Source organism: Paenibacillus chartarius (assembly GCF_042432825.1).
Taxonomy (GTDB): domain Bacteria; phylum Bacillota; class Bacilli; order Paenibacillales; family NBRC-103111; genus Gordoniibacillus; species Gordoniibacillus chartarius.
This window is the reverse complement of sequence record NZ_JBHLWN010000124.1, coordinates 1-19220: the sequence shown is the minus strand read 5'-3', so window position 1 is coordinate 19220 and position 19220 is coordinate 1. Positions and strand designations below refer to the sequence as shown.

The window sequence follows — 19220 nt, the reverse complement described above, 5'->3', positions numbered from 1 at the left end:
AGGGAGACGCTGGTGAAAACATTAATTCGGCAGGCGACGGTAATGACCATGAATGCGGCGCTTGACGTGTTCGTAGGAGACGTGTTGCTGGAGAACGACCGCATCGTCAAGATCGAGCAGGGCGATCCCGGAATCGATGAAGCCGAGGCGGACTGCGTCGTACAAGCACGCGGCTATGTGCTGCTGCCCGGGTTCGTTCAGACGCACATCCACTTATGCCAAACGCTGTTTCGCGGCCGGGCCGACGATCTCGAGCTGCTGGACTGGCTGCGCAAACGGATATGGCCGCTGGAAGCGGCTCATGACGAGGATTCCGTCTATGTGTCGGCGCTGCTCGGCATCGGGGAGCTGATCCGCAGCGGGACGACGACGATTCTCGATATGGAAACCGTGCATCATACGGAGTACGCGTTTGAAGCGATACGGGAGAGCGGACTGCGTGCTATCGCCGGCAAAGTCATGATGGACCACGGTGCCGATGTGCCGCTTCCGCTGCAGGAGCAAACCGAACGGTCGCTGCAAATGAGCGTCGACCTGCTTGAAGCGTGGCACGGCAAAGAGAACGGCCGGATCGGGTACGCCTTCTGTCCGCGGTTTGTCGTTTCCTGTACGGAAGAGCTGCTGATCGGCGTACGTGATTTATCGGCGAAGTACGACGTTCTCGTCCATACGCACGCTTCGGAAAATCAAGGCGAGATCGAGCTCGTCGAACGCGAGCGCGGCATGCGCAACGTCGTCTACCTCGATCATATCGGTTTGGCCGGACCGAGACTCGTACTGGCTCATTCGATATGGCTGAACGAAGAAGAGAAGAGGATCATTCGGGACCGCGGCGTGAAGGTGACGCACTGTCCGGGCTCGAATCTGAAGCTGGCTTCCGGCGTCGCCGAAACGCCCGATCTACTGGGGCGTCATATCAAGATGGGCATCGGTGCCGACGGAGCGCCATGCAATAATAATCTGGACATGTTTCAGGAGATGCGGCTGACGGCGTATATCCAGAAGGTGCAGCACGGACCGACCGTCATGGACGCACGAACGGTGCTGCGGATGGCGACGATGGGCGGGGCCGAGGTGCTCGGACTGGAACGAGAGATCGGCAGCATTGAAGTCGGCAAGAAAGCGGATTTGCAGCTGCTGGATTTGAACGATTTTCATACATACCCGTCTTATGAAGCGGATCCGTTCTCCCGTGTCGTCTACGCGGCAACGCGAGGAGACGTCGATACGGTATGGATCGACGGCAACGTTGTGATGAAGGGCAAACAGCTGACGACCATCGATAAATCCCGCGTACTGAAGCAAGCGGATGCGGCGATCGCTCGCGTATTGAAACGGATTTAACTTAGGGAGGCAGAGCGAGTATGCTGCAGCAAATATGGCATTTATTTCTGGCCTTCTTCCGGGCGACAATGCTAGGCTTCGGGGGAGGCCCGTCCATTATTCCGATTTACGAGAACGAAGTCGTCAATCAATTCGGCTGGATGACAACCGAGGAATTTGGCAAGGCGCTGGCAATGGGCAACGCGCTGCCGGGGCCGATTGCGACGAAGCTGGCCGCTTATATCGGCTTTAAGGTCGCAGGATGGCCCGGCGCAGCAGCGGCGTTGATCGCGGTGGTCATGCCTACCGCAGTGGCGATGATCGCCCTCGTCGGCGTCATGAACAAGCTGAGCGGCAATCCGATCGTCCGCGGCATGATAAAGGGCATACAGCCCGTCATCTTCGTTATGCTGGCCATGCTGGCGTACGATTTTGCCAAATATGCGTTTCAGTCCGCACCCGAGCTTGGCAAGTTCGGCTTTCTGCCGTTCCTGATCGCAGCCGTTTATTTTATCGCCGTACAGTATTTGCAGATCAATGCGGTGTGGGGTGTCGTCGGAGCGCTGGCGGCGGGCGCATTGTTTTTCCGCGGGTAAGCTGCAGGATAAATGGGGAGGGACCGGCGTGACGAATATCCGAAATTCCGCTAAAGCGGTTATCGTGAAGGATGGCTGCGTGCTGTTGACCGTGAACCGGATCGATGATGGGCATTCGTTTTACTTGTTTCCCGGCGGAGGTCAAGAATTCGGCGAAGAGCTGAAGGATGCGGTGCGGCGGGAATGCTTGGAGGAAATCGGCCGCAGTGTCCGTGTCGGAGAGCTGCTGCACGTTCGTGAATATATCGGTGCGAACCACCAGTTTGCCGCACACGATTCGCATATTCATCAAGTGGAGTTTTACTTCAGCTGCATGCTTGAAGATGAGGATGGCGAAGCGGCCGCAACGTTTCGGGGGCATAACCCCGACAATCATCAAATCGGCGTCGAGTGGCTCAAGCTGGACCGCCTCCCTGAGGTGGAGGTGTATCCCGCGGCACTTGTTCCGTTGCTCCTCGCCAGGCATACAGGCGAAGTGTATATGGGGGATACCAACTAGCAGGAAGAGAAGAAGAGGCAGCCGTCGCAATGATGCGAATGGCTGCCTCTTTAGCGGTTTACTGCGATTTTTCCGCGACGTCGGCAATTTTGACATTGCGGATGATGCTGACTTCAACGCGCCGGTTTTTGGAACGGCCGTCGGCATTCTCATTGCCGGCCACAGGCCGGTACTCGCCGTAACCGATGGAGGAGAACAGCGACGGATCGAGGGCGCTCGTGCCCAGCAAAATTTTCATAAAGTTAAGGGCGCGCTTTGCACTCAAATCCCAATTGGATTCAAACTCGGCATTATGGATCGGAATATTGTCCGTATGCCCGGCAACCTCGATTTCGTAGCCCGGGTATTGGGCCAGCATACCGGCGATCGTCGCGGCGAGCTGCTGCGACTCCGCTTTGAGTGCAGCCGATCCGGAATCGAACAGGGCGCGGTCACGTATCGTGATCATGAGCCGGTCGTTCGTTAGCTTCGTCTCCAGCTGAGCGGACAGCTGGTTGTCGGCGATGTACTGGTTGAGCTTCTGCTGCAGCTCCTCGAGATCCTTCTCTTCTTTCTTCAGCTGTTCTTGCAATTGCGAGACGGACGGCTTGCCCTGCGATGTCGAATCTTCTTTCTCGCTGCTCTTCTGCTTCTCGGTATTCGGATTCACATCAAGGGGAACGACGTTCGATACTTCGAACTGCGACAAGCCGCCGGTGAAGGCAGAATTCAGCGCCTGCATCAGCGAATCGTATTTCTTCGAATCCACTTGGCTGGATGCGAACAAAATAATGAACAGCGCAAGAAGGAGCGTTAGAAGATCGGCATAAGGGATGAGCCACGACTCGTCAACGTGCTCTTCATGATGTTCCTTCTTATGTTTAGCCAAGCTCCGCAGCCTCCTTCTGCGCGCCAGGAGCGGTTTCTTCTTCACCGCGCTCGGCGTTCGGGACGAATACGAGCAGCTTCTGGCGAACAGCTATTGCGGATACGCCCGCTTGGATCGAGAGGAGGCCTTCAATCATCATAAGCTTCAGCTCGACTTCTTTCTTGGACTTCACTTTCAGCTTATTGGCAATCGGGTGCCACAGCACGTAGCCGGAGAAAATACCGAGCAGCGTTGCGACGAACGCGGCCGAAATCAAATGTCCGAGCTTCTCGACCTCGCTCAAATTGCTCAGGGCGGCGATCAAACCGACTACGGCGCCAAGTACCCCGAGTGTCGGTGCGTATGTACCGGCTTGCGTAAAAATAAGAGCGCCCGTGCGATGCCGTTCCTCCATAGCCGACACGTCCTCGAGCAGAACGTCGCGCACAAACTCATGATCGTTGCCGTCGATAATGAGACGCAGGCCGCCCTTCAGGAACGGATCTTGAATTTCGTCCAGCTTCGCTTCGAGCGACAGAAGCCCTTCGCGGCGCGTGATCGAGATCATGTCGGCAAACCAGTTAATGAGATCCATCTTGCTGCGCAGCTTCTGCTCGGTAAAGACGATTTTGAACAGCTTCGGGATTTTTTTGATTTCTTCCAGCGTGAAGCCGATGAAGAGCGAAGCTGCGGTACCGACGAAAATAATCAGGATTGCGGCCGGATTGACTAGTGACGCAAGACTGGCTCCTTTCAGTATCATGCCGACGCCAACGGCGATCACAGCCAGTACCAAGCCGATAATTGTAGATTTCTCCATGTTCAGATGCACCCTCCATTGGTTCTATATGGTTTTACTAATTCGCCATCCATCGACAAAACCCTTTATATTGCGACACAATTATTAGAGTGAAAAGAAGCAGCCTGCCCCCGAATCGGAGACAGGCTGCTTTGCAATCAATCGGTGAAGTATTACTGCTTTACAACCGTTACATCATCAATCTGCAGCGATGTACGGCCCGGGGAGTCCGCATAGAACCCGAACGTAAGCTTGCCGTTCCTGACAACGGCCGTACCGCTGACCAGTTGATACCCTGCTTTCGGTGCGATGTTCACGTAGGTTGGCTCGGCGCCGTCGGCGGACAGCTCCATGCGGACTGTCGCAGGATCGGCTCCGTATACGGTTTCTTTCACATAAGCCGATACGCGGTACGTCCCGTCGGACAAGCCGGTCAGCTGCTGGTGAGCGCTTTGCTTGAACGGATTCATCGACCAGAAATACAGCTTGCTGTCACCGCTGCGCTCATCGTAGCCGTCGACGCCATAGGCAGGCTCTTGACCGGCCGGATGCCATTCGGACCAGCCGGATAAAGTTCCGGTCTCGAAGCCGCCTTCCCGGACGAGAGGGACGGATGCAGCTTTGTAAAGCTCGATATAATCGAGGTTGATGGCGCCGGCGTCGCCTGCCGTACGCTGCAGCGTGACGAGATTGACGCCTTTTTTCAACGTCAGCGTACTTTCCTTGTTCATCCAATCGTTCCAGGATGCCGCAGCAGGGAACGAAACCGTCTTCGCCGTTTGTACGGCCGAACCGTTCTCGTTCATGACGCTAGCTTTCAGTGTGCTGGTCGCACCGGTCGCATTGGCATAGCGATAGTTCACTTTATACTGGCCGTCGGCCGGAGCTTCTACGGCAACAACGACCTTGGCGCCGGCGGTTCCGAACCCGTCTACGAAGCCGTATCCGTTATATCCCGTATGATCGTTGTTGAAGCCGGCGCCGCCGACCCAAGTCGCGACCTCCATCTCGTATCGGGACACCTTTGCCTGATCCGCAGGCTGGATCTCGACAACACTCGTACCATGCGCCGGGAGGGCTGGAGCATGCTTGCTGATGGAGCCGAGCGATTCGTTCGTCCACAGATCCTTTGTCGAGGCGGAGCCGGTAAGACCTAAATCTTTCACATAATCGATCGAGCGCGTCGCCTTGATATCAGAACGGTTAAACAAGCCGACGATCCAATTGCCGTTCGGCAGCTGGCCGAGCCAGCGCTCGGAGTCGCGCGAATGCGGGTCGCTGCTGAACGATTTGCTGTTGTAATAGTACGGCTTGCCGACGAATCCCTGGTTGTGCAGCGAAAGCATGTTGGCATTTTTGTAGAAGGAGCCGGTATTGCCGATCGTCGAGTGCTGGTCGGTTATCGCAATTGGAGATCCTGCGAGCGTAAACAAGGAAATGGCGCTTTTGCGCTCTTCATTCGTCTTGAACGTGTTCATACGCAGGAAATCGCCGTCCATAATCATGTTGGAACCGCGCCCCGCGATGTCCGAGAAGCCGGTAAAGCCCTGGAACGGATTCGCCCACTGCGACCAGCCGTTCGTCCAATTTTGGCGCTGGCCGCTAAGGTTCTCCCAGCCGCCGCGGGCCAGATCTTCGTTGATGCGCACCATGTCGCCGGTTGCCAGCTCGTTTGCGGCATGACTTTTCAAATGCGGCATGACCAGGCTCAGCTCCATGTCGTCGCCTGCCGCTTCCTTCATCCATTGCAGCGCCTTGCGGTAGTTGGCCGAACCATGGTTTTTGCCGATAACGCGGCCTTTGTCGATCCCGTTCTCGTACCAGGATAAGAAGTCGATGCGCAAGTATTTCACGCCCATGTTCTTGAAATAGTTCACATAGCCCTGAACATATTCCTTGGCGCCCGGCTTGTTCACATCAACCCAATACAGATCGTTGTTGAACACGTCCGAAGAGTTGGCGATGCTGCTGACCGGAATATTCGTCCCGGCGATTTTCTTCGCCGGGTCGTTCGCCGCGCTGCGCGTTACCCACAAAGGATTGTAGTAGACACCGAGCTTCATGCCCTTGCTTGCGATATAACGCTGCCAGTACATCCAATCATGCTGCCAATTATCGTTGTGGGTCAAAATGTATCCGTTTGAATTCGTGCGCTGCGCAGACTCGATCCAGCCGTCGGAGACAATCAGATCATAGCCGAACTGCTTGTATTCCGCGGCAATCCAGTCGATGTTTTTCTTCCATTCGGTTTCGTCCATCGGTCCATTGTTTGTATATTGATATTCGTATGTGCTCCAGTAGAGGGGGCCTACGCCGCTGCGGGTGAATGTGCTTTCGCGAGCGGAAGCGGGTACGGCCGCCACGGCGCCGGAAACGATTGCTGCGGCGAATGCGGCAGTAGCAAAGCGGCGAAGGCTGCGGGTCTTCTTTGTCATTTTCATGGTGTATGGTTCCTTTCGTAATCGCTTTCATATAGAACTGGCTTCCTCATTGTACACAGAATTGTAACCGCTATCTAGGACCACTTTTCGCCATATGGTTTGGGAGGTTCGCCCGATTATTCCGGTATATGGTAGGTGTCCAATTACTTGCAGAGCAAAGGGCATATGTTGACTAAGGTGATCGTTCCGATTTATATGACTCTGAAGAGGATCAAGGAGGGTGAAACGATTGAAAATCGTTCAGGTCATTTCCAACTTTCCGAATGCAAGACCGCTTCCGCCAACCAACCAAGGCGGCACAGAAAAAATCGTTTATGAACTCACAGAAGAGCTCGTACGGCGCGGTCATCGAGTCGTCGTATTTGCCTCCAAGGGCAGCAGAACCAAGGCGAAGCTGATTGAGTATCCAAAAGGAATGCGGGATCGCGGTATCGGTCGTTTCGTTGCCAAACGGCTGCCGAAAGGAGTTCACCTGATCCATGACCATACCTTTACATCTACCGTAGATAAACAACGGCTGAAAGTACCGACCGTCAGCACGCTTCATTTGCCGGTCAAACACTGGGTCAGGCATCCCATCTACGTATCTAAGCGCGCCCGCCAGGTGATGGGCAAGGGCCGCGGCTATTACGTGTATAACGGGATCCGACCGCACGAATATGAATTTTCCGAAGTGAAGAAGGGCTATCTGCTCTTTATCGGACGTCTTCTTCGGGTGAAAGGAGTGTTGCAAGCCATCGAGGTGGCGGAGAAAACGAACAAGCGGCTCATTATCAGCGGTCCGATTAAAGATAAGCGGCTGTTCGTCAAGGAAATTGCACCGCGGATCCGCAGGAACCCGCGGATCCGGTATGTAGGAGCGGTGGGCGGCAAGCGAAAGCAGCAGCTGCTCAAGCACGCGAGCTGTCTGCTGTTCCCGACGCTGTGGGAGGAACCGTTCGGACTAGTCATGATTGAGGCGATGGCTTGCGGCACGCCGGTTGTCGCTTTGCGCAACGGGTCCGTTCCGGAAGTGATGGCCGGGTTTCCGCAATTGATATGCCGCAGTGTACCCGAGATGGTTCGCAAGGTGAAGGCGGGCAAATATCCGTCGCCTCGTGCACTGCGAAGCTATGTCATCCGCCGGTTTACAACCCGAAACATGACCGACGGGTATCTGCGCATCTATTCGAAAGTACTAACCGCTTCGCGCGTTCAGAAGAGGAAGGGCGGGAGATAGCGATGCCCTGTTCCCGGAGCCTGCCGCTACGTGAAATCTCCTTATTTGCGTTCCACCCGGCTGACTGAAGGTGAATCTAGCGTTTCGATTGCGGAAAGTATTAATGCTGCAGAACCGGTTTTCCGGTGGCTGTCTAGCGATTTCGAATAGAATGTTCGGATATTTCGAATGAACGCTGATTTAATTGACGTTTTTCTTGGTTATCACAATCAAAAGACGAACATTCACCTATTGACGCATGCCGGATATTCCGTTATGATTACTTCTGTCCAATAGGGAAGCAATCGTTCGTATATCCCCGATAATCGGTTCGGGGGTCTCTACCAAGGAACCGTAAATTCCTGGCTACGAGCGGCGGGTTTCGTGTACCTGCCGCTGCGTAGACCGGGATTTTTTTATGCAAATGAAGGAGGAGCACAGTGGATCGATATGATGTTATCGTAGTGGGGGCCGGTCCGGCCGGAATTTTCACATGTTATGAGCTGTCGCTGAAGGCGCCGCATCTGAAGGTGCTGCTGATCGATAAAGGCCACGGCATTCATCAGCGGAGCTGTCCGATACTGGAAGAGAAAATCAAGCTGTGCCCGCCCCCGGCGGGGAAGAAGGACTTCGCCGGCTGCCTGCCGGCCTGCTCGATTACGAGCGGCTTCGGAGGCGCCGGAGCGTATAGTGACGGGAAGTTCAACATTACGACGGAGTTCGGCGGTTGGCTTACCGATTATTTGCCGCCTTCGCAGGTGCTCGAGCTCATTCGTTACGTTGATGAGCTGAACTTGCGCCACGGCGCGACTACAGCCATCACGGATCCGACGACGGAGAAAGTGCGCGATATCGAGCAGCGGGCCTATTCCGCGGGACTGAAGCTGCTACGGGCACAGGTGCGGCACCTCGGCACGGAGCAAAACCTGGAGATTTTGAAGTCGATCTTTGCATATCTGGAACAACATGTCGAGATGCGGTTTAAGACCGAAGTGGACGATCTGGTCACGGAGAAGACGGAAGGGAAGCTGCGGGTGCGGGGCGTGACGCTGAAGAACGGCGAGACGATCGCCGCGGAGCATGTCGTCGTCGTTCCGGGGCGAGACGGCTCGGCCTGGCTCACCCAATTGCTCAAGAAGCGCCGTGTGCATATGGTCAACAACCAGGTGGATGTGGGCGTACGCGTGGAAACGTCCGATGTCGTCATGCGCGAAATCAACGAGCATTTATACGAGGGGAAATTTATTTTCAATACATCTGTCGGGACCCGGGTACGCACGTTCTGCTCCAATCCATCCGGGCATGTCGTTGTGGAAAATCACAGCGGCGTTATGGCGGCGAACGGCCATTCCTACAAAGACCCGGCGCTTGGCTCTGCCAACACGAACTTTGCCCTGCTCGTGTCGCATACGTTCACCGAGCCGTTCGACAAGCCGAACGAGTATGCGCGGGAAATTTGTAAGCGGGCGAACGACTTATCGAGCGGAGGAGTCATCGTTCAGAAGTATGGCGACATCCAGCGCGGCCGGCGGTCGACGGTGTCGCGTATACGGGAGGGCTTCCTCGAGCCGACATTGAAGGAGGCGGTGCCGGGCGACCTCGGACTGGTGCTTCCGTACAATACGATGAAGAGCTTGATTGAAATGATCGAAGCGCTGGACAAAGTTACGCCGGGGATCGCATCGGAGCACACGCTGTTCTATGGGGTGGAGGCGAAGTTTTACTCGGCACGGCCGAAGCTGACGCCCGAGCTGGAGACGGACATTGAGGGACTGTTCTGCGGCGGTGACGGAGCCGGCATCACGCGCGGCCTTGCCCAGGCCGGAGCTGCCGGCGTTTGGATCGCACGCAGCCTGTTAAAGCGGGTATAATCGTATTAAGGAAAATCATTTACACTCTGCCCGGTTCGGGTAGGGTGTTCTATGATGTAACGAGGAGGGCGAACGATGAGTTCAAACGCAATGGCGCGAACCCCGGCATTCGAGGCGATGCTGTCGCGAATTCGGACGATCTGTACCGGACTGCCGGAGGTTGCCGAGGAGGTCGATGGGCACGGCCATACGGTTTTCCGGGGCAACGGTAAAACGTTTATTTTCACAGGCGACCATAATCTCGAGCAAACTCCAGGCTTATCCGTCAAAACCGATAAGGAAAATCAAGAGCTGCTCATCGCTTCGGGGAAGTACACCAAAACACCGTACATCGGTCAGCATGGCTGGGTGTCCATACATGGCGAACCGGATTGGGACGAGCTGGCAGACCTTGTCGAAGAGAGCTACTTGCGTGTCGCGCCGAAGAAGCTGGCCAAACAGGTCCAAAACGTAACACGCCCTTGAGATTGCGCTGTGGACACAAAAGGGGCTGTCCCAAACCGCATTGGCCGCAAGCCTTGGCGGAACGGAATAGCCCCGGATTGTTTCATATTAATGACCTTGCTGAGTAACGAGTCGGCGGCGGCGAAGCTGGACAATACGGCCTGCAGCAATAACGCCGATGATGATGATCGCTTCAAACGTGTACATGATCCATGGGTTGTCGAAGATGCCGCTCAAAAACTTCTCGTGCGTAATCATCTTGGCAGCCGTATAAGCTAAAATGCCTGATCCGATAAAGAGCACGACCGGGAAGCGGTCGATCAGCTTCAAGAACAACGTGCTGCCCCATACGACGATCGGTACGCTGATTATCAGGCCGATTGCGACGAGAACGAAATCGCCGTGCGCAGCACCGGCTACTGCAATGACGTTATCCAAGCCCATGATGCCATCGGCGATAATGATCGTTTGGATAGCGCCCCACATCGTATTTTTCGCTTCAACTTCGTGATTTTTCTCGTCCGTCAGCAGCTTGTAGGCGATCCAGACAAGCATCAAACCGCCGGCTAAGAGCAGCCCCGGAATTTTGAGCAGCCATACGACAGCGAGCGTCGCAAGGATACGGATGACGACGGCGCCTACCGTCCCCCAAAAAATAACTTTCTTCTGCTGAACCTTCGGAACGTTCCGTGCGGCAAGCCCGATTACGATTGCGTTGTCGCCGGCCAGCATCAGGTCGATAACGATAATGCCGAGCAGAGCCGTCCACCAATCAATTGTAAACCATTCCATTCTCACATCACTCCTTCTTGGAAAATAAAGCGGCCTCTACCGTCAAGGTAAAGGCCACTCTCCATGCTTTATAATGTGCATAGAAAAAGACCTTTACCCGCGATAGGCAAAGGTCTTGCTAACAACGACAATGCACCGTTCGTTGCCAGTAGAGCCGGGGAACGAAACATTCCCGAATTGACGACTTCTACTGTCAGCTACTCCCCTTTGGATGACGCTATGTACTTGCAGTCATTATAAGCCTCGGACTGCGCCCTTGTCAATCGCCCAGTGTCCGCTGCTGGCGAACAAGCCGTCAAAACGTTATGATTAGAGGAATTGAAGTTTTTACGCTATGTTGCGCTGAAGGAAGGGAAATCAACTTATGAATAACGAACGTACTCATTATAGGCCGGGTGGACGCCAGCCATTTTTCTTCTATGCTTTATTCGGACCAAGCTTTGCGGATTTGCAGGTGACGGAGCACCGGCATCGGGTCACTGGCATTCCCGGCGGCATTCAGTTTCTAACATACGACATTCGCCGGGATAGCGAGACGATGACCTTGTATTATTCCAATCAACTCGGCGAGCTCCTGCGCGAGAAGGGAGATGAGCTGTTCCGGCGCGTCGCCTTGTCTCCGGCTTGTCTCGTCATCGTCGGAGAAGTGAGCGAGGACACCGGGAGCCTCGAATATTTCCGGAACATGATCGGAATCGTGCAAGCTGCGGTCGAGCAAGGAGCCGTGGCCGTACTGGATGCGCAAACTCTGCGGTGGTATTCGGCTGAGGAGTGGAGCGAAACTTTCTTTGCCCAGTCCGCTATTCGTCCCTTGGATCAAACTGCGCTGCTCGTCACCAAGGAAGGGGAAGACGTATACAAGCTTCATACGAGGGGAATGCGTAAATTCGGCAGACCCGATCTCAGCATCCGCCAAGTTCCGGAGTCCGGTATTCCTTACGCAACATCTCTCGTTAACAGGCTGATTGAGCTGCAGGCCGACGGCGAGCGGCTTCAAGCAGCCTCCTTCGTTACTTGGCGGGAAACGGACTGGTCGCTCGTGGGGACATATAATGGCGACGTTGCGAATCCCGAATTCAACAATGAATCGGTCGAATATGATTACAATCCGGCTTGGGGCAAGCTGGACCGCAATGCCGAAGGGGCGGGATGGCAATGAGTGTTCGCTCGGCGAATCTTACCTTCGGCGCGTTAGGGATCGGAGACACGCTCGTTTCCGCTCTGCGCGAGCTAGGCGTCGTTACACCAACTCCCGTTCAGCAGCAGGCGATTCCGGCTCTGCTGGCCGGCAGCGACGCCATCGTGCAAGCCCAGACGGGGACCGGCAAAACGTTGGCGTTCGTTCTGCCGATGCTGCAGCGTATCCGGCCGGACGAGCTGTTCAGCCAGGCGCTGATCATTACGCCGACAAGGGAGCTGGCCATCCAAATTTATGGCGAAGTCGCCAAGCTGGCCCCTGCGCTTGGGATCGCTGCGCTGCCGGTGTATGGGGGCCAAGACGTCATTGCCCAAGCTCACCGGCTGCAGGGCGGCGCGCAGGTCATCGTTGGGACTCCCGGGCGGTTGAACGATCATTTGCGGCGCGGAACGATCAACTTGGACAAGCTGCATATTCTAGTGCTGGACGAAGCGGATCAAATGCTGGCGCTCGGCTTCCTGGACGAAGTGACCGGCGTGATCGATGCGGCGCCTGGCGAGCGGCAGACGCTGTTGTTTTCCGCTACGATGCCGGAGCCTGTACGGCGGCTCGCCGCATCGTATTTGCGAAGTCCCGCCGACATTCGGGTTCATGGCCGCGAAATTACGCTGGATACGATACGGCAAACGTTAATCGAGACGACAGACCGGGCCAAGCAGTCTACGCTGCTGCAGCTGCTGCGGCGTTACCGGCCGCATCTGGCCGTCATTTTTTGCCGGACCAAAATTCGCGCCAAGAAGCTGGCGGAAGCGCTCCTCAGCCACGGGCTTTCCGTTGAAGAGCTGCATGGGGATTTGACGCAGGCGAGGCGGGAGGAGGTCATGGCCGCATTTCGCCGCGGCGACATTCAGCTGCTCGTCGCGACCGATGTTGCCGCCCGCGGGCTCGATGTCGAAGGTGTAACTCATGTCATCAATTACGACATCCCGCACGATGCGGAGAGCTACATCCACCGAATCGGCAGAACCGGCCGGGCCGGACACAAAGGCTATGCCTTCACGTTAGCTGCGCCGCGGGATGCCATGTACGTACAATTGATCGAGAAGGGAATCGGCATGACCCTTGAACGTCAATCGGATTCTCAGTATAAGGACGAGGTTCGGCCGCGTCCGGACCGCCAAACCGATGTGCGGGGGCGGGGGGATAGGCTTCTCGTTAAAGCATCTATGGTTAAACGAGGCGAATCCGGACGCAAACCAGGCGATTCGAACCGGGGGAGAGGGGAACGCGGCCCAAGGGCCGATTCGCCGAAAGCGCAAACTTTCGGCCGGAATTCCCGGCATACATCCGGCACCAAACCAACAGGCAGAAGGGAGCGACGCAAATGACGCCAAACGGACAAAAGCGAACCGATATTCGACCGGGCTTAACCGTCGACATCGTGCTCAAGCAGGATCAAGCAACCGGTAAACTGACGCGGGGGATCGTCAAAGATCTATTGACGAATTCCCCCAGTCATCCGCATGGGATCAAAGTGCGGCTGACGAATGGCCAGGTCGGCCGAGTGAAAGCGGTCCTGCCAGATAATTAACGTGATTAATCAACGTGCTTGATCATCGGTGCGGGCGGTTTCTGACAGCTTGATGGATCTTTTTCCATTTGAGCTTCTCGGCTGCCTGCAGCGCTTTGCTTTCCTTCCGTTCGAAGTAGGCGAGCTCCTTTTGCAGCTTTATATAACTGTTATAGCGGCCGCTTTCCAGCGTACCGTCCGCTAACGCAGCTTGTATGGCGCAGCCCGGCTCGCGATCGTGGCGGCAATCGGGAAACCTGCATTGTCCGCTAAGCTCTTCGATATCGGCAAACGAAGTGCCGAAGCCTTCGTCCGCACCCCACAGCTGAAGCTCGCGCATGCCCGGCGTATCGATCAGCAGCCCGCCGCCGGGCAAGGGGAGCAGCTCGCGATGCGTCGTCGTGTGTTTGCCCCTGCCGTCGCTTTGGCGAATGACGCCGGTTTCCATCGCTTCTCTGCCCAGCAGCCGATTGATCAACGTCGATTTGCCGACCCCGGATGAACCCAGAAAAGCGACCGTTTGGCCAGGACCGACATACGGCGCCAAACTGTCCAATCCTTTTCCTTCCAGCGTGCTCACGACATGAACGGGAACGCCAAAGGCGATTTGCTCCATCTCCCGGACAGCTTCCTCGATCCGCTCGCTCAAATCCGCCTTGCTCAGCAAAATGACCGGATTCGCTCCGCTTTCCCAAGCCGCAGTCAGATATCGTTCCATCCGTCTTACGTTATAATCGTGATGAAGCGCCATAACGAGGAAGACGGTATTCATATTCGTCGCAACGATTTGCTCTTCCGTTACGGCTCCGGCCGTTTTGCGGGAAAACTTGCTGATTCGCGGTACAATGCCATGTATCGCTGCACGTCCTTCATTAGATCTGGCAGCAACGGCCACCCAATCGCCGACGGCCGGATAGTCCGCTCTGCCGCTCGCCAGATGACGCATGCGTCCCGTAATTTCGGCAAGCAGCTCGCCGGATGACGTTACGACCGTATACGTATGTTTATGCTCCAACACGACCCGGGCCGGCTCTAGCCCTTCCTTGCGCCACGGATCGAACACATCCTCCCATTTTGCATTCCAGCCCCACTGCATCAAGTCCAAAATCGGTTTCCTCTTTTCTTGTTCCGTGATTTTGATATCAGTATAAGTTCGCCCCCGCATCCGTTACACGGGACAATTTGAGTGTAACGATATTTTCCTGTCGAAGAGTCCGTATGCCTGCTAAGCCTTAATGTGGTATGATGCAGAAAAAGACGGTAAAGGGTGAACCGGGATGCGTACCAATCGGTTGGGAAGTTCGGAGCTGCAAATTAGTGAAATCGGGCTGGGCTGCATGTCGCTCGGTACGGAGGAGAAGCCTGCTCTGCGTATTATTCATGAGGCGCTTGAAAGAGGGGTAAATTACCTCGACACTGCCGATTTGTACGATGAAGGGCGCAACGAGGAGCTTGTCGGCAAGGCGGTCCGCGGCAGACGGAGCGAAGTCGTCCTGGCGACGAAGGTCGGAAATCGGATCGTGCCGGGGAAACCGGGGTGGACGTGGGACGCTTCAAAGTCCTACATTATGAGCGCTGTGAAGGAAAGCTTGCGTCGGCTCCAGACCGACTACATCGACTTGTATCAACTGCATGGAGGCACACTGGACGACCCCATCGACGAAACGATCGAGGCGTTTGAGGAGCTGCAGCGGCAAGGCGTCATCCGATATTACGGCATTTCGTCGATTCGGCCGAATGTTATCCGCGAATATGCGGTGCGTTCCCGGATCGTCAGCGTGATGAGCCAATACAGTTTGCTTGACCGGCGTCCTGAAGAAAGCGTGCTGGATCTGCTTGAGCAGCACAATATCAGCATGATCGCGCGCGGACCGGTTGCTAAGGGACTGCTTGCAGACGGCGGCTTATCCAAGCTGAAGCCGGACGGATATTTGGACTACACAGCCGACGAGCTGCGCCCGCTTCTGGGGAAGTTCGCAGCGCTTCCGCATGAGGGGAGCTTGGCGCAAACGGCTATTCGTTTCAGCCTGGCGCATCCTGCGGTAGCTTCGGCTATTCCCGGCGCCAGCACGGTAGAGCAGCTGATCCACAACGTCGGCGCGGCGCGGCTGGACGAATTGCGTCCGGATCAGATCGTGCAGCTGAAGGAGCTAACGAAGGCGAACGTATACACGTCGCATCGCTAGAATATGATGTAAAGCAATAGCTCGAACTACACCAATTCGTCCCTCCCTTCATACCATGAACTGACGAAGAGAGAAGAGGGGTATCACCATGAGCATCGTATATTGGGATAAGCTGTTGTATGCGCTTCTGTTGGGTTTATTGATCGGAGTGGACCGGCAGCTTAAGCACAAGCCGCTCGGCATGAAGACTTCTATGGTCATTTCCGTGGCCAGCTGCTTGATCACGATCGTATCCATCGAATCCGTCGCCAAATATTCGGTTCCCGGTCATACGAATATGGATCCGCTTCGACTCGCTGCGCAGATTGTGAGCGGGGTCGGTTTTATTGGCGCCGGCGTTATTCTTCGGCGGAGCAACGAGATTATTTCCGGCCTGACGACTGCGGCCATGGTGTGGGCGGCGTCTGCGCTCGGCATTGCAGCGGGGGCGGGATTTTATAAGGAAGCGGCCGTTGCTGTCGTGTTGATTATTAGCGCCGTTAACTTTTTTCCGTATTTGTTCCGTTTGCTTGGGCCAAGCCAATTGCGCGAGAGAGACTTAGCCATCACGATACGTTTCAACTCGGCAGGCGACATGACGGCAATGATCGATCGCATACATGCAGAGCACTTGAAGACCAAGCATATCAAAATCAAGGACATTAATGATGATGAGAAGATGATCTACATCGTCATCTCCGCGTTGGATAAATTAAGGACGACCCATATTTACGATAAAATCAAACAGATCCCCCATGTTCTGGCCGTCGAGATCGAAACGATCAGTTCTTGATCCTGCTTGAGCCTTCCGGACTGTTGTGCTATCCTGTCTAAGATATAACAATGAAAAGAGTGTTTCCTATGCGCAGACGCTGCATGCGTAATCTAAATATCCTGGTGTTTAACCCCTGACCGATTGGTCGGGGGTTTTTGTTTCCCCGGGGAAACACTTCTGCAGGAGGTCATGAATGATGAGTGCGGACAACACTCGATCTTTGTTTGCCGTGTGGATTAGTTTGATCAGTAATATCATATTAACCGCATTAAAACTCGCAGTCGGATTTTTGTTTCAAAGTGAAGTGCTGCTGGCGGACGGTGTCCATAACGCCGGCGATATTGTGGCAACCGCCGCCGCGCTTGGCTCTATGAAAATTTCCAAACGACCCGCCGACGAAGATCATCCTTACGGTCATGGCAAAGCGGAGGTGCTCGGATCAGGCTTCGTCGCGATGATTCTTGTGCTCGCGGCGCTATACATTGGCTATCATTCCATTGTTGTGTTTTTTGCCGAGCCTGCCGCAGCCAGCTACATCGCTCTTGCCGCCGCCTTACTTTCTTTGGTTTGGAAATACGCGCTGTATGTGTATACAATCCGCATCGGCCGCCGCTGCAACAGCAAGGGCTTGATCGCGACCGCACATGATCATTTGGCCGACGTCTACGCATCGCTCGCTGCAGTGATCGGGATCGGCATGTCGCTGCTTGGCGAAGCGTATCACATTCATTGGCTGCTTTATGGCGATCCGGTTGCCGGCATCATCGTCGCCGTGTTGGTGTTGAAGCTGGGCGTGGAGATGGGGAAGGAGTCCTTTGACATTTTGATGGAGAAGGCTGTGGACCCCGAGCGTTTGAGCGGATACGCCGTTATCATTGCTTCCGTTGCCGGCGTCAAGCGCATTGACCGTCTGCGGGCGCGAGAACATGGGCATTATATTCTTGTCGATGTCAGGGTAAGCGTTCCGGGCGAACTGACGATTCAAGAAGGGCACGATATTTCCCGCCAAATCAAACATTCGATCATGATGCAAAATCCGGACGTCGATGAAGTGCTCATTCATCTCAATCCTTGGTATGCTCCAGGCATGGAACCGGAGCGCCGGTAAATTTGGACAAATATGCGTTGGATGATGCAAGGTCAGTCCTGCAAGAAACGAAAAGTACCGTCAGCCCAAACCATTCCGCTCTTGCCGGCATAGCCTGTGATATACACCCATAGGCGAGAGGGGAATGACGGAATTGCTGCGCTTCATGTGCAAGGGGAAAATTCATCGTGCTACGGTGACCGAAGCGGATTTGAATTACGTCGGGAGCATAACGATCGATGCCGGGTTGATGCGGGAAGCTCGCATTCAGCCGTACGAGATGGTCCAAATTACGAGCCTGCGCAATGCAACCCGGTGGAAAACGTATGCCTTGCCGGCTCCCGAAGGAACGGGGAAAATATGTTTGAACGGCCCTCCGGCACATCTGTTTCAGCCCGGCGATCTTGTCATTATTTTAAGTATGGGACTGTTTACGGAGCCCGAAGTGGATGCACTGCGTCCTAAAGTTGTATTTGTTGACGGCAGCAACCGCATTACACGGGTCGAGACCCATGATTTATCGATACCTGAGCCGCTGGAAGGCTTTGAGGGCGTGTAAATAACGAAAAGGTTCGGTCACACCGGGCAATCCGGGTCTCCGAACCTTTGCATTTATTTCATAAACTTGGACTCCAGCTTCCTGCCTATCAACCATAGCAATATGAATCCTACGACGATAAGCGCAAGCTTCCAGGGCTGATGAAGCAAACTGGCGAGATCGTGCCCGGCAAAGGAAACCAAAGCGATCATAATCCCTTTGCCAAGCAACGTAGCGATCGCGAATTTATGAATTTCCAATTTGGACAGTCCCGAAATGATGTTGACGACGGACGACGGCGTAAAGGGGAAGCAGGCTAAAATAAATATCGGCATAAACCCGTTCGTTTCCACCCAATGAATGAATTTCTCCGACCGCGGCAGCTTCCGTTCAATAAACCCGCGGAATCGCCTTCCGAACGCGCGCACAAGCAAAAACACGCTGATTGAACCCAAAACAACGCCAATCCAGGACAATAATAAACCTTCCCAGAATCCGTATGCGTTGACGTTCGTCACAATAAGCGCTACTAGCGGCAAAAATGGGAGGAACGATTCGGACATCGGTACGAGTATGCCGGGGATAGGACCCATCGCTTCGAATTGAGTAAGCCATTCGTCGAGCTGCTGCCAATTGAACGTGGAAAGTTCGAACGTGAAAGACATCGATCCGTTTCTCCTTATTCGGAATCATATGATAGTTATATTTATGCCATCATATGCATACGTAATAAACGCTGTCGAAGTTGCTTGCATTAGTTGGGCTCTTGTTGAATAAGGCGATATCTTGCAGGGAAAAATACGAAGTATACCCGGTACGAATCATCTCATATTGTGAATGATGTGTCCAGAATTTCAAGGAACGATCTGCCGGTTGAGTTTTGCGTACTGTAGTGGTATAGTACTTTTCGCTGTCGCCGAAACAACATGGCGAACGGCAGCTTGAGAAAACGTTCCGGTTGCAATCAACATGCCCATTGTGGTACAGTAATGTTCCTGCCGCTGAGAGGCGCCGGGTAAAACAAGCAAGAGATTGCTCCTTGAAAACTGAATGACGAGTGAGAGGTTATATGTAATACAACACGCAAGTGTTATCAATGAGCAAGTCGAACTACCCTTATTGGAGAGTTTGATCCTG

Annotated in this window: 19 protein-coding genes and 1 riboswitch; of the genes, 13 read left to right on the top strand and 6 right to left on the bottom strand. The window is 54.6% G+C overall.

The features are described from left to right. Nucleotides 1–9 precede the first annotated feature (9 nt). From ACFFK0_RS30045 to ACFFK0_RS30035, 3 genes are read left to right on the top strand one after another with little or no spacing between them, the layout of a single operon-like run. On the top strand, nucleotides 10–1344 hold the full coding sequence (locus tag ACFFK0_RS30045; RefSeq protein WP_377475163.1) for a 5'-deoxyadenosine deaminase: 1335 nt from the start codon (nucleotides 10–12) through the stop codon (nucleotides 1342–1344). Between the two features lie 20 nt (nucleotides 1345–1364). Beyond that, on the top strand, nucleotides 1365–1919 hold the full coding sequence (locus ACFFK0_RS30040; RefSeq protein ID WP_377475030.1) for a chromate transporter: 555 nt from the start codon (nucleotides 1365–1367) through the stop codon (nucleotides 1917–1919). Between the two features lie 28 nt (nucleotides 1920–1947). Then, nucleotides 1948–2418, top strand: coding sequence for an NUDIX domain-containing protein (locus tag ACFFK0_RS30035; protein WP_377475028.1), 471 nt, complete (start codon nucleotides 1948–1950; stop codon nucleotides 2416–2418). A 58-nt stretch (nucleotides 2419–2476) separates the two neighbouring features. Here the strand turns inward: ACFFK0_RS30035 and motB are convergent, their stop codons facing one another. The 3 genes from motB to ACFFK0_RS30020 form a co-directional block, all read right to left on the bottom strand. Next, on the bottom strand, nucleotides 2477–3286 hold the full coding sequence (motB, locus tag ACFFK0_RS30030) for a flagellar motor protein MotB (RefSeq protein ID WP_377475026.1): 810 nt from the start codon (nucleotides 3284–3286) through the stop codon (nucleotides 2477–2479). Then, complete coding sequence (gene motA / locus ACFFK0_RS30025; protein ID WP_377475024.1) at nucleotides 3279–4085, bottom strand: flagellar motor stator protein MotA; 807 nt, start codon at nucleotides 4083–4085, stop codon at nucleotides 3279–3281. The genes motB and motA overlap by 8 nt, the downstream gene beginning before the upstream one ends. Before the next feature lie 152 nt (nucleotides 4086–4237). Next, entirely contained in the window at nucleotides 4238–6505 is a 2268-nt protein-coding gene (locus ACFFK0_RS30020; protein ID WP_377475022.1) for a carbohydrate-binding protein, read from the bottom strand. 229 nt (nucleotides 6506–6734) lie between these two features. On the opposite strand from ACFFK0_RS30020, the gene ACFFK0_RS30015 reads away from it, so the two are divergent. From ACFFK0_RS30015 to ACFFK0_RS30005, 3 genes are all read left to right on the top strand, one after another. Further along, nucleotides 6735–7724, top strand: coding sequence for a glycosyltransferase (locus ACFFK0_RS30015; protein WP_377475020.1), 990 nt, complete (start codon nucleotides 6735–6737; stop codon nucleotides 7722–7724). Between the two features lie 268 nt (nucleotides 7725–7992). Then, a riboswitch (purine riboswitch) is annotated at nucleotides 7993–8092 on the top strand. Between the two features lie 51 nt (nucleotides 8093–8143). After that, a complete protein-coding gene (locus ACFFK0_RS30010) occupies nucleotides 8144–9574 on the top strand; it encodes an NAD(P)/FAD-dependent oxidoreductase (protein WP_377475018.1) in 1431 nt (476 codons plus the stop codon). A 75-nt stretch (nucleotides 9575–9649) separates the two neighbouring features. Continuing rightward, nucleotides 9650–10039 (top strand): MmcQ/YjbR family DNA-binding protein, encoded by a 390-nt coding sequence (locus ACFFK0_RS30005; protein ID WP_377475015.1) that lies wholly within the window; start codon nucleotides 9650–9652, stop codon nucleotides 10037–10039. Between the two features lie 87 nt (nucleotides 10040–10126). Here ACFFK0_RS30005 and ACFFK0_RS30000 read toward each other — a convergent pair whose 3' ends face one another. Further along, nucleotides 10127–10810: a TerC family protein gene (locus ACFFK0_RS30000; RefSeq protein WP_377475013.1), complete on the bottom strand. Its 684-nt coding sequence runs from the start codon at nucleotides 10808–10810 to the stop codon at nucleotides 10127–10129. 364 nt (nucleotides 10811–11174) lie between these two features. On the opposite strand from ACFFK0_RS30000, the gene ACFFK0_RS29995 reads away from it, so the two are divergent. Genes ACFFK0_RS29995 through ACFFK0_RS29985 form a run of 3 tightly spaced genes read left to right on the top strand, consistent with a single transcriptional unit; the run spans nucleotide 11175 to nucleotide 13539 of the window. Beyond that, nucleotides 11175–11969 (top strand): hypothetical protein, encoded by a 795-nt coding sequence (locus tag ACFFK0_RS29995; RefSeq protein WP_377475011.1) that lies wholly within the window; start codon nucleotides 11175–11177, stop codon nucleotides 11967–11969. Beyond that, nucleotides 11966–13336, top strand: coding sequence for a DEAD/DEAH box helicase (locus ACFFK0_RS29990; RefSeq protein ID WP_377475009.1), 1371 nt, complete (start codon nucleotides 11966–11968; stop codon nucleotides 13334–13336). Before ACFFK0_RS29995 ends, ACFFK0_RS29990 begins: the two co-directional genes overlap by 4 nt. After that, a complete protein-coding gene (locus ACFFK0_RS29985) occupies nucleotides 13333–13539 on the top strand; it encodes a YwbE family protein (protein WP_377475007.1) in 207 nt (68 codons plus the stop codon). Before ACFFK0_RS29990 ends, ACFFK0_RS29985 begins: the two co-directional genes overlap by 4 nt. Nucleotides 13540–13561: 22 nt before the next feature. On the opposite strand, the gene rsgA is transcribed toward ACFFK0_RS29985, so the two are convergent. After that, entirely contained in the window at nucleotides 13562–14614 is a 1053-nt protein-coding gene (gene rsgA, locus ACFFK0_RS29980) for a ribosome small subunit-dependent GTPase A (protein WP_377475161.1), read from the bottom strand. 181 nt (nucleotides 14615–14795) lie between these two features. On the opposite strand from rsgA, the gene ACFFK0_RS29975 reads away from it, so the two are divergent. From ACFFK0_RS29975 to panD, 4 genes are all read left to right on the top strand, one after another. Beyond that, nucleotides 14796–15704, top strand: coding sequence for an aldo/keto reductase (locus tag ACFFK0_RS29975; protein ID WP_377475005.1), 909 nt, complete (start codon nucleotides 14796–14798; stop codon nucleotides 15702–15704). An 88-nt stretch (nucleotides 15705–15792) separates the two neighbouring features. Further along, nucleotides 15793–16476 carry an MgtC/SapB family protein gene (locus ACFFK0_RS29970; RefSeq protein WP_377475003.1) on the top strand — a complete coding sequence of 228 codons (684 nt, stop codon included), beginning with the start codon at nucleotides 15793–15795 and terminating at the stop codon, nucleotides 16474–16476. Between the two features lie 175 nt (nucleotides 16477–16651). Further along, nucleotides 16652–17566 carry a cation diffusion facilitator family transporter gene (locus ACFFK0_RS29965; protein WP_377475001.1) on the top strand — a complete coding sequence of 305 codons (915 nt, stop codon included), beginning with the start codon at nucleotides 16652–16654 and terminating at the stop codon, nucleotides 17564–17566. Between the two features lie 133 nt (nucleotides 17567–17699). Continuing rightward, nucleotides 17700–18104: an aspartate 1-decarboxylase gene (gene panD / locus ACFFK0_RS29960; protein WP_377475159.1), complete on the top strand. Its 405-nt coding sequence runs from the start codon at nucleotides 17700–17702 to the stop codon at nucleotides 18102–18104. 53 nt (nucleotides 18105–18157) lie between these two features. Here panD and ACFFK0_RS29955 read toward each other — a convergent pair whose 3' ends face one another. Beyond that, on the bottom strand, nucleotides 18158–18748 hold the full coding sequence (locus ACFFK0_RS29955) for a TVP38/TMEM64 family protein (protein ID WP_377474999.1): 591 nt from the start codon (nucleotides 18746–18748) through the stop codon (nucleotides 18158–18160). Nucleotides 18749–19220 lie beyond the last annotated feature (472 nt).

Bases quoted from the DNA above. Each gene is read 5' to 3' on its own strand.
- ACFFK0_RS30040 (WP_377475030.1), top strand. From the start codon at position 1,365: ATGCTGCAGCAAATATGGCATTTATTTCTGGCCTTCTTCCGGGCGACA.
- motA (WP_377475024.1), bottom strand. From the start codon at position 4,085: ATGGAGAAATCTACAATTATCGGCTTGGTACTGGCTGTGATCGCCGTT.
- ACFFK0_RS30020 (WP_377475022.1), bottom strand. From the start codon at position 6,505: ATGAAAATGACAAAGAAGACCCGCAGCCTTCGCCGCTTTGCTACTGCC.
- ACFFK0_RS30005 (WP_377475015.1), top strand. From the start codon at position 9,650: ATGAGTTCAAACGCAATGGCGCGAACCCCGGCATTCGAGGCGATGCTG.
- ACFFK0_RS30000 (WP_377475013.1), bottom strand. From the start codon at position 10,810: ATGGAATGGTTTACAATTGATTGGTGGACGGCTCTGCTCGGCATTATC.
- ACFFK0_RS29995 (WP_377475011.1), top strand. From the start codon at position 11,175: ATGAATAACGAACGTACTCATTATAGGCCGGGTGGACGCCAGCCATTT.
- ACFFK0_RS29990 (WP_377475009.1), top strand. From the start codon at position 11,966: ATGAGTGTTCGCTCGGCGAATCTTACCTTCGGCGCGTTAGGGATCGGA.
- ACFFK0_RS29985 (WP_377475007.1), top strand. From the start codon at position 13,333: ATGACGCCAAACGGACAAAAGCGAACCGATATTCGACCGGGCTTAACC.
- rsgA (WP_377475161.1), bottom strand. From the start codon at position 14,614: ATGCAGTGGGGCTGGAATGCAAAATGGGAGGATGTGTTCGATCCGTGG.
- ACFFK0_RS29975 (WP_377475005.1), top strand. From the start codon at position 14,796: ATGCGTACCAATCGGTTGGGAAGTTCGGAGCTGCAAATTAGTGAAATC.
- ACFFK0_RS29970 (WP_377475003.1), top strand. From the start codon at position 15,793: ATGAGCATCGTATATTGGGATAAGCTGTTGTATGCGCTTCTGTTGGGT.
- ACFFK0_RS29965 (WP_377475001.1), top strand. From the start codon at position 16,652: ATGATGAGTGCGGACAACACTCGATCTTTGTTTGCCGTGTGGATTAGT.
- ACFFK0_RS29955 (WP_377474999.1), bottom strand. From the start codon at position 18,748: ATGTCTTTCACGTTCGAACTTTCCACGTTCAATTGGCAGCAGCTCGAC.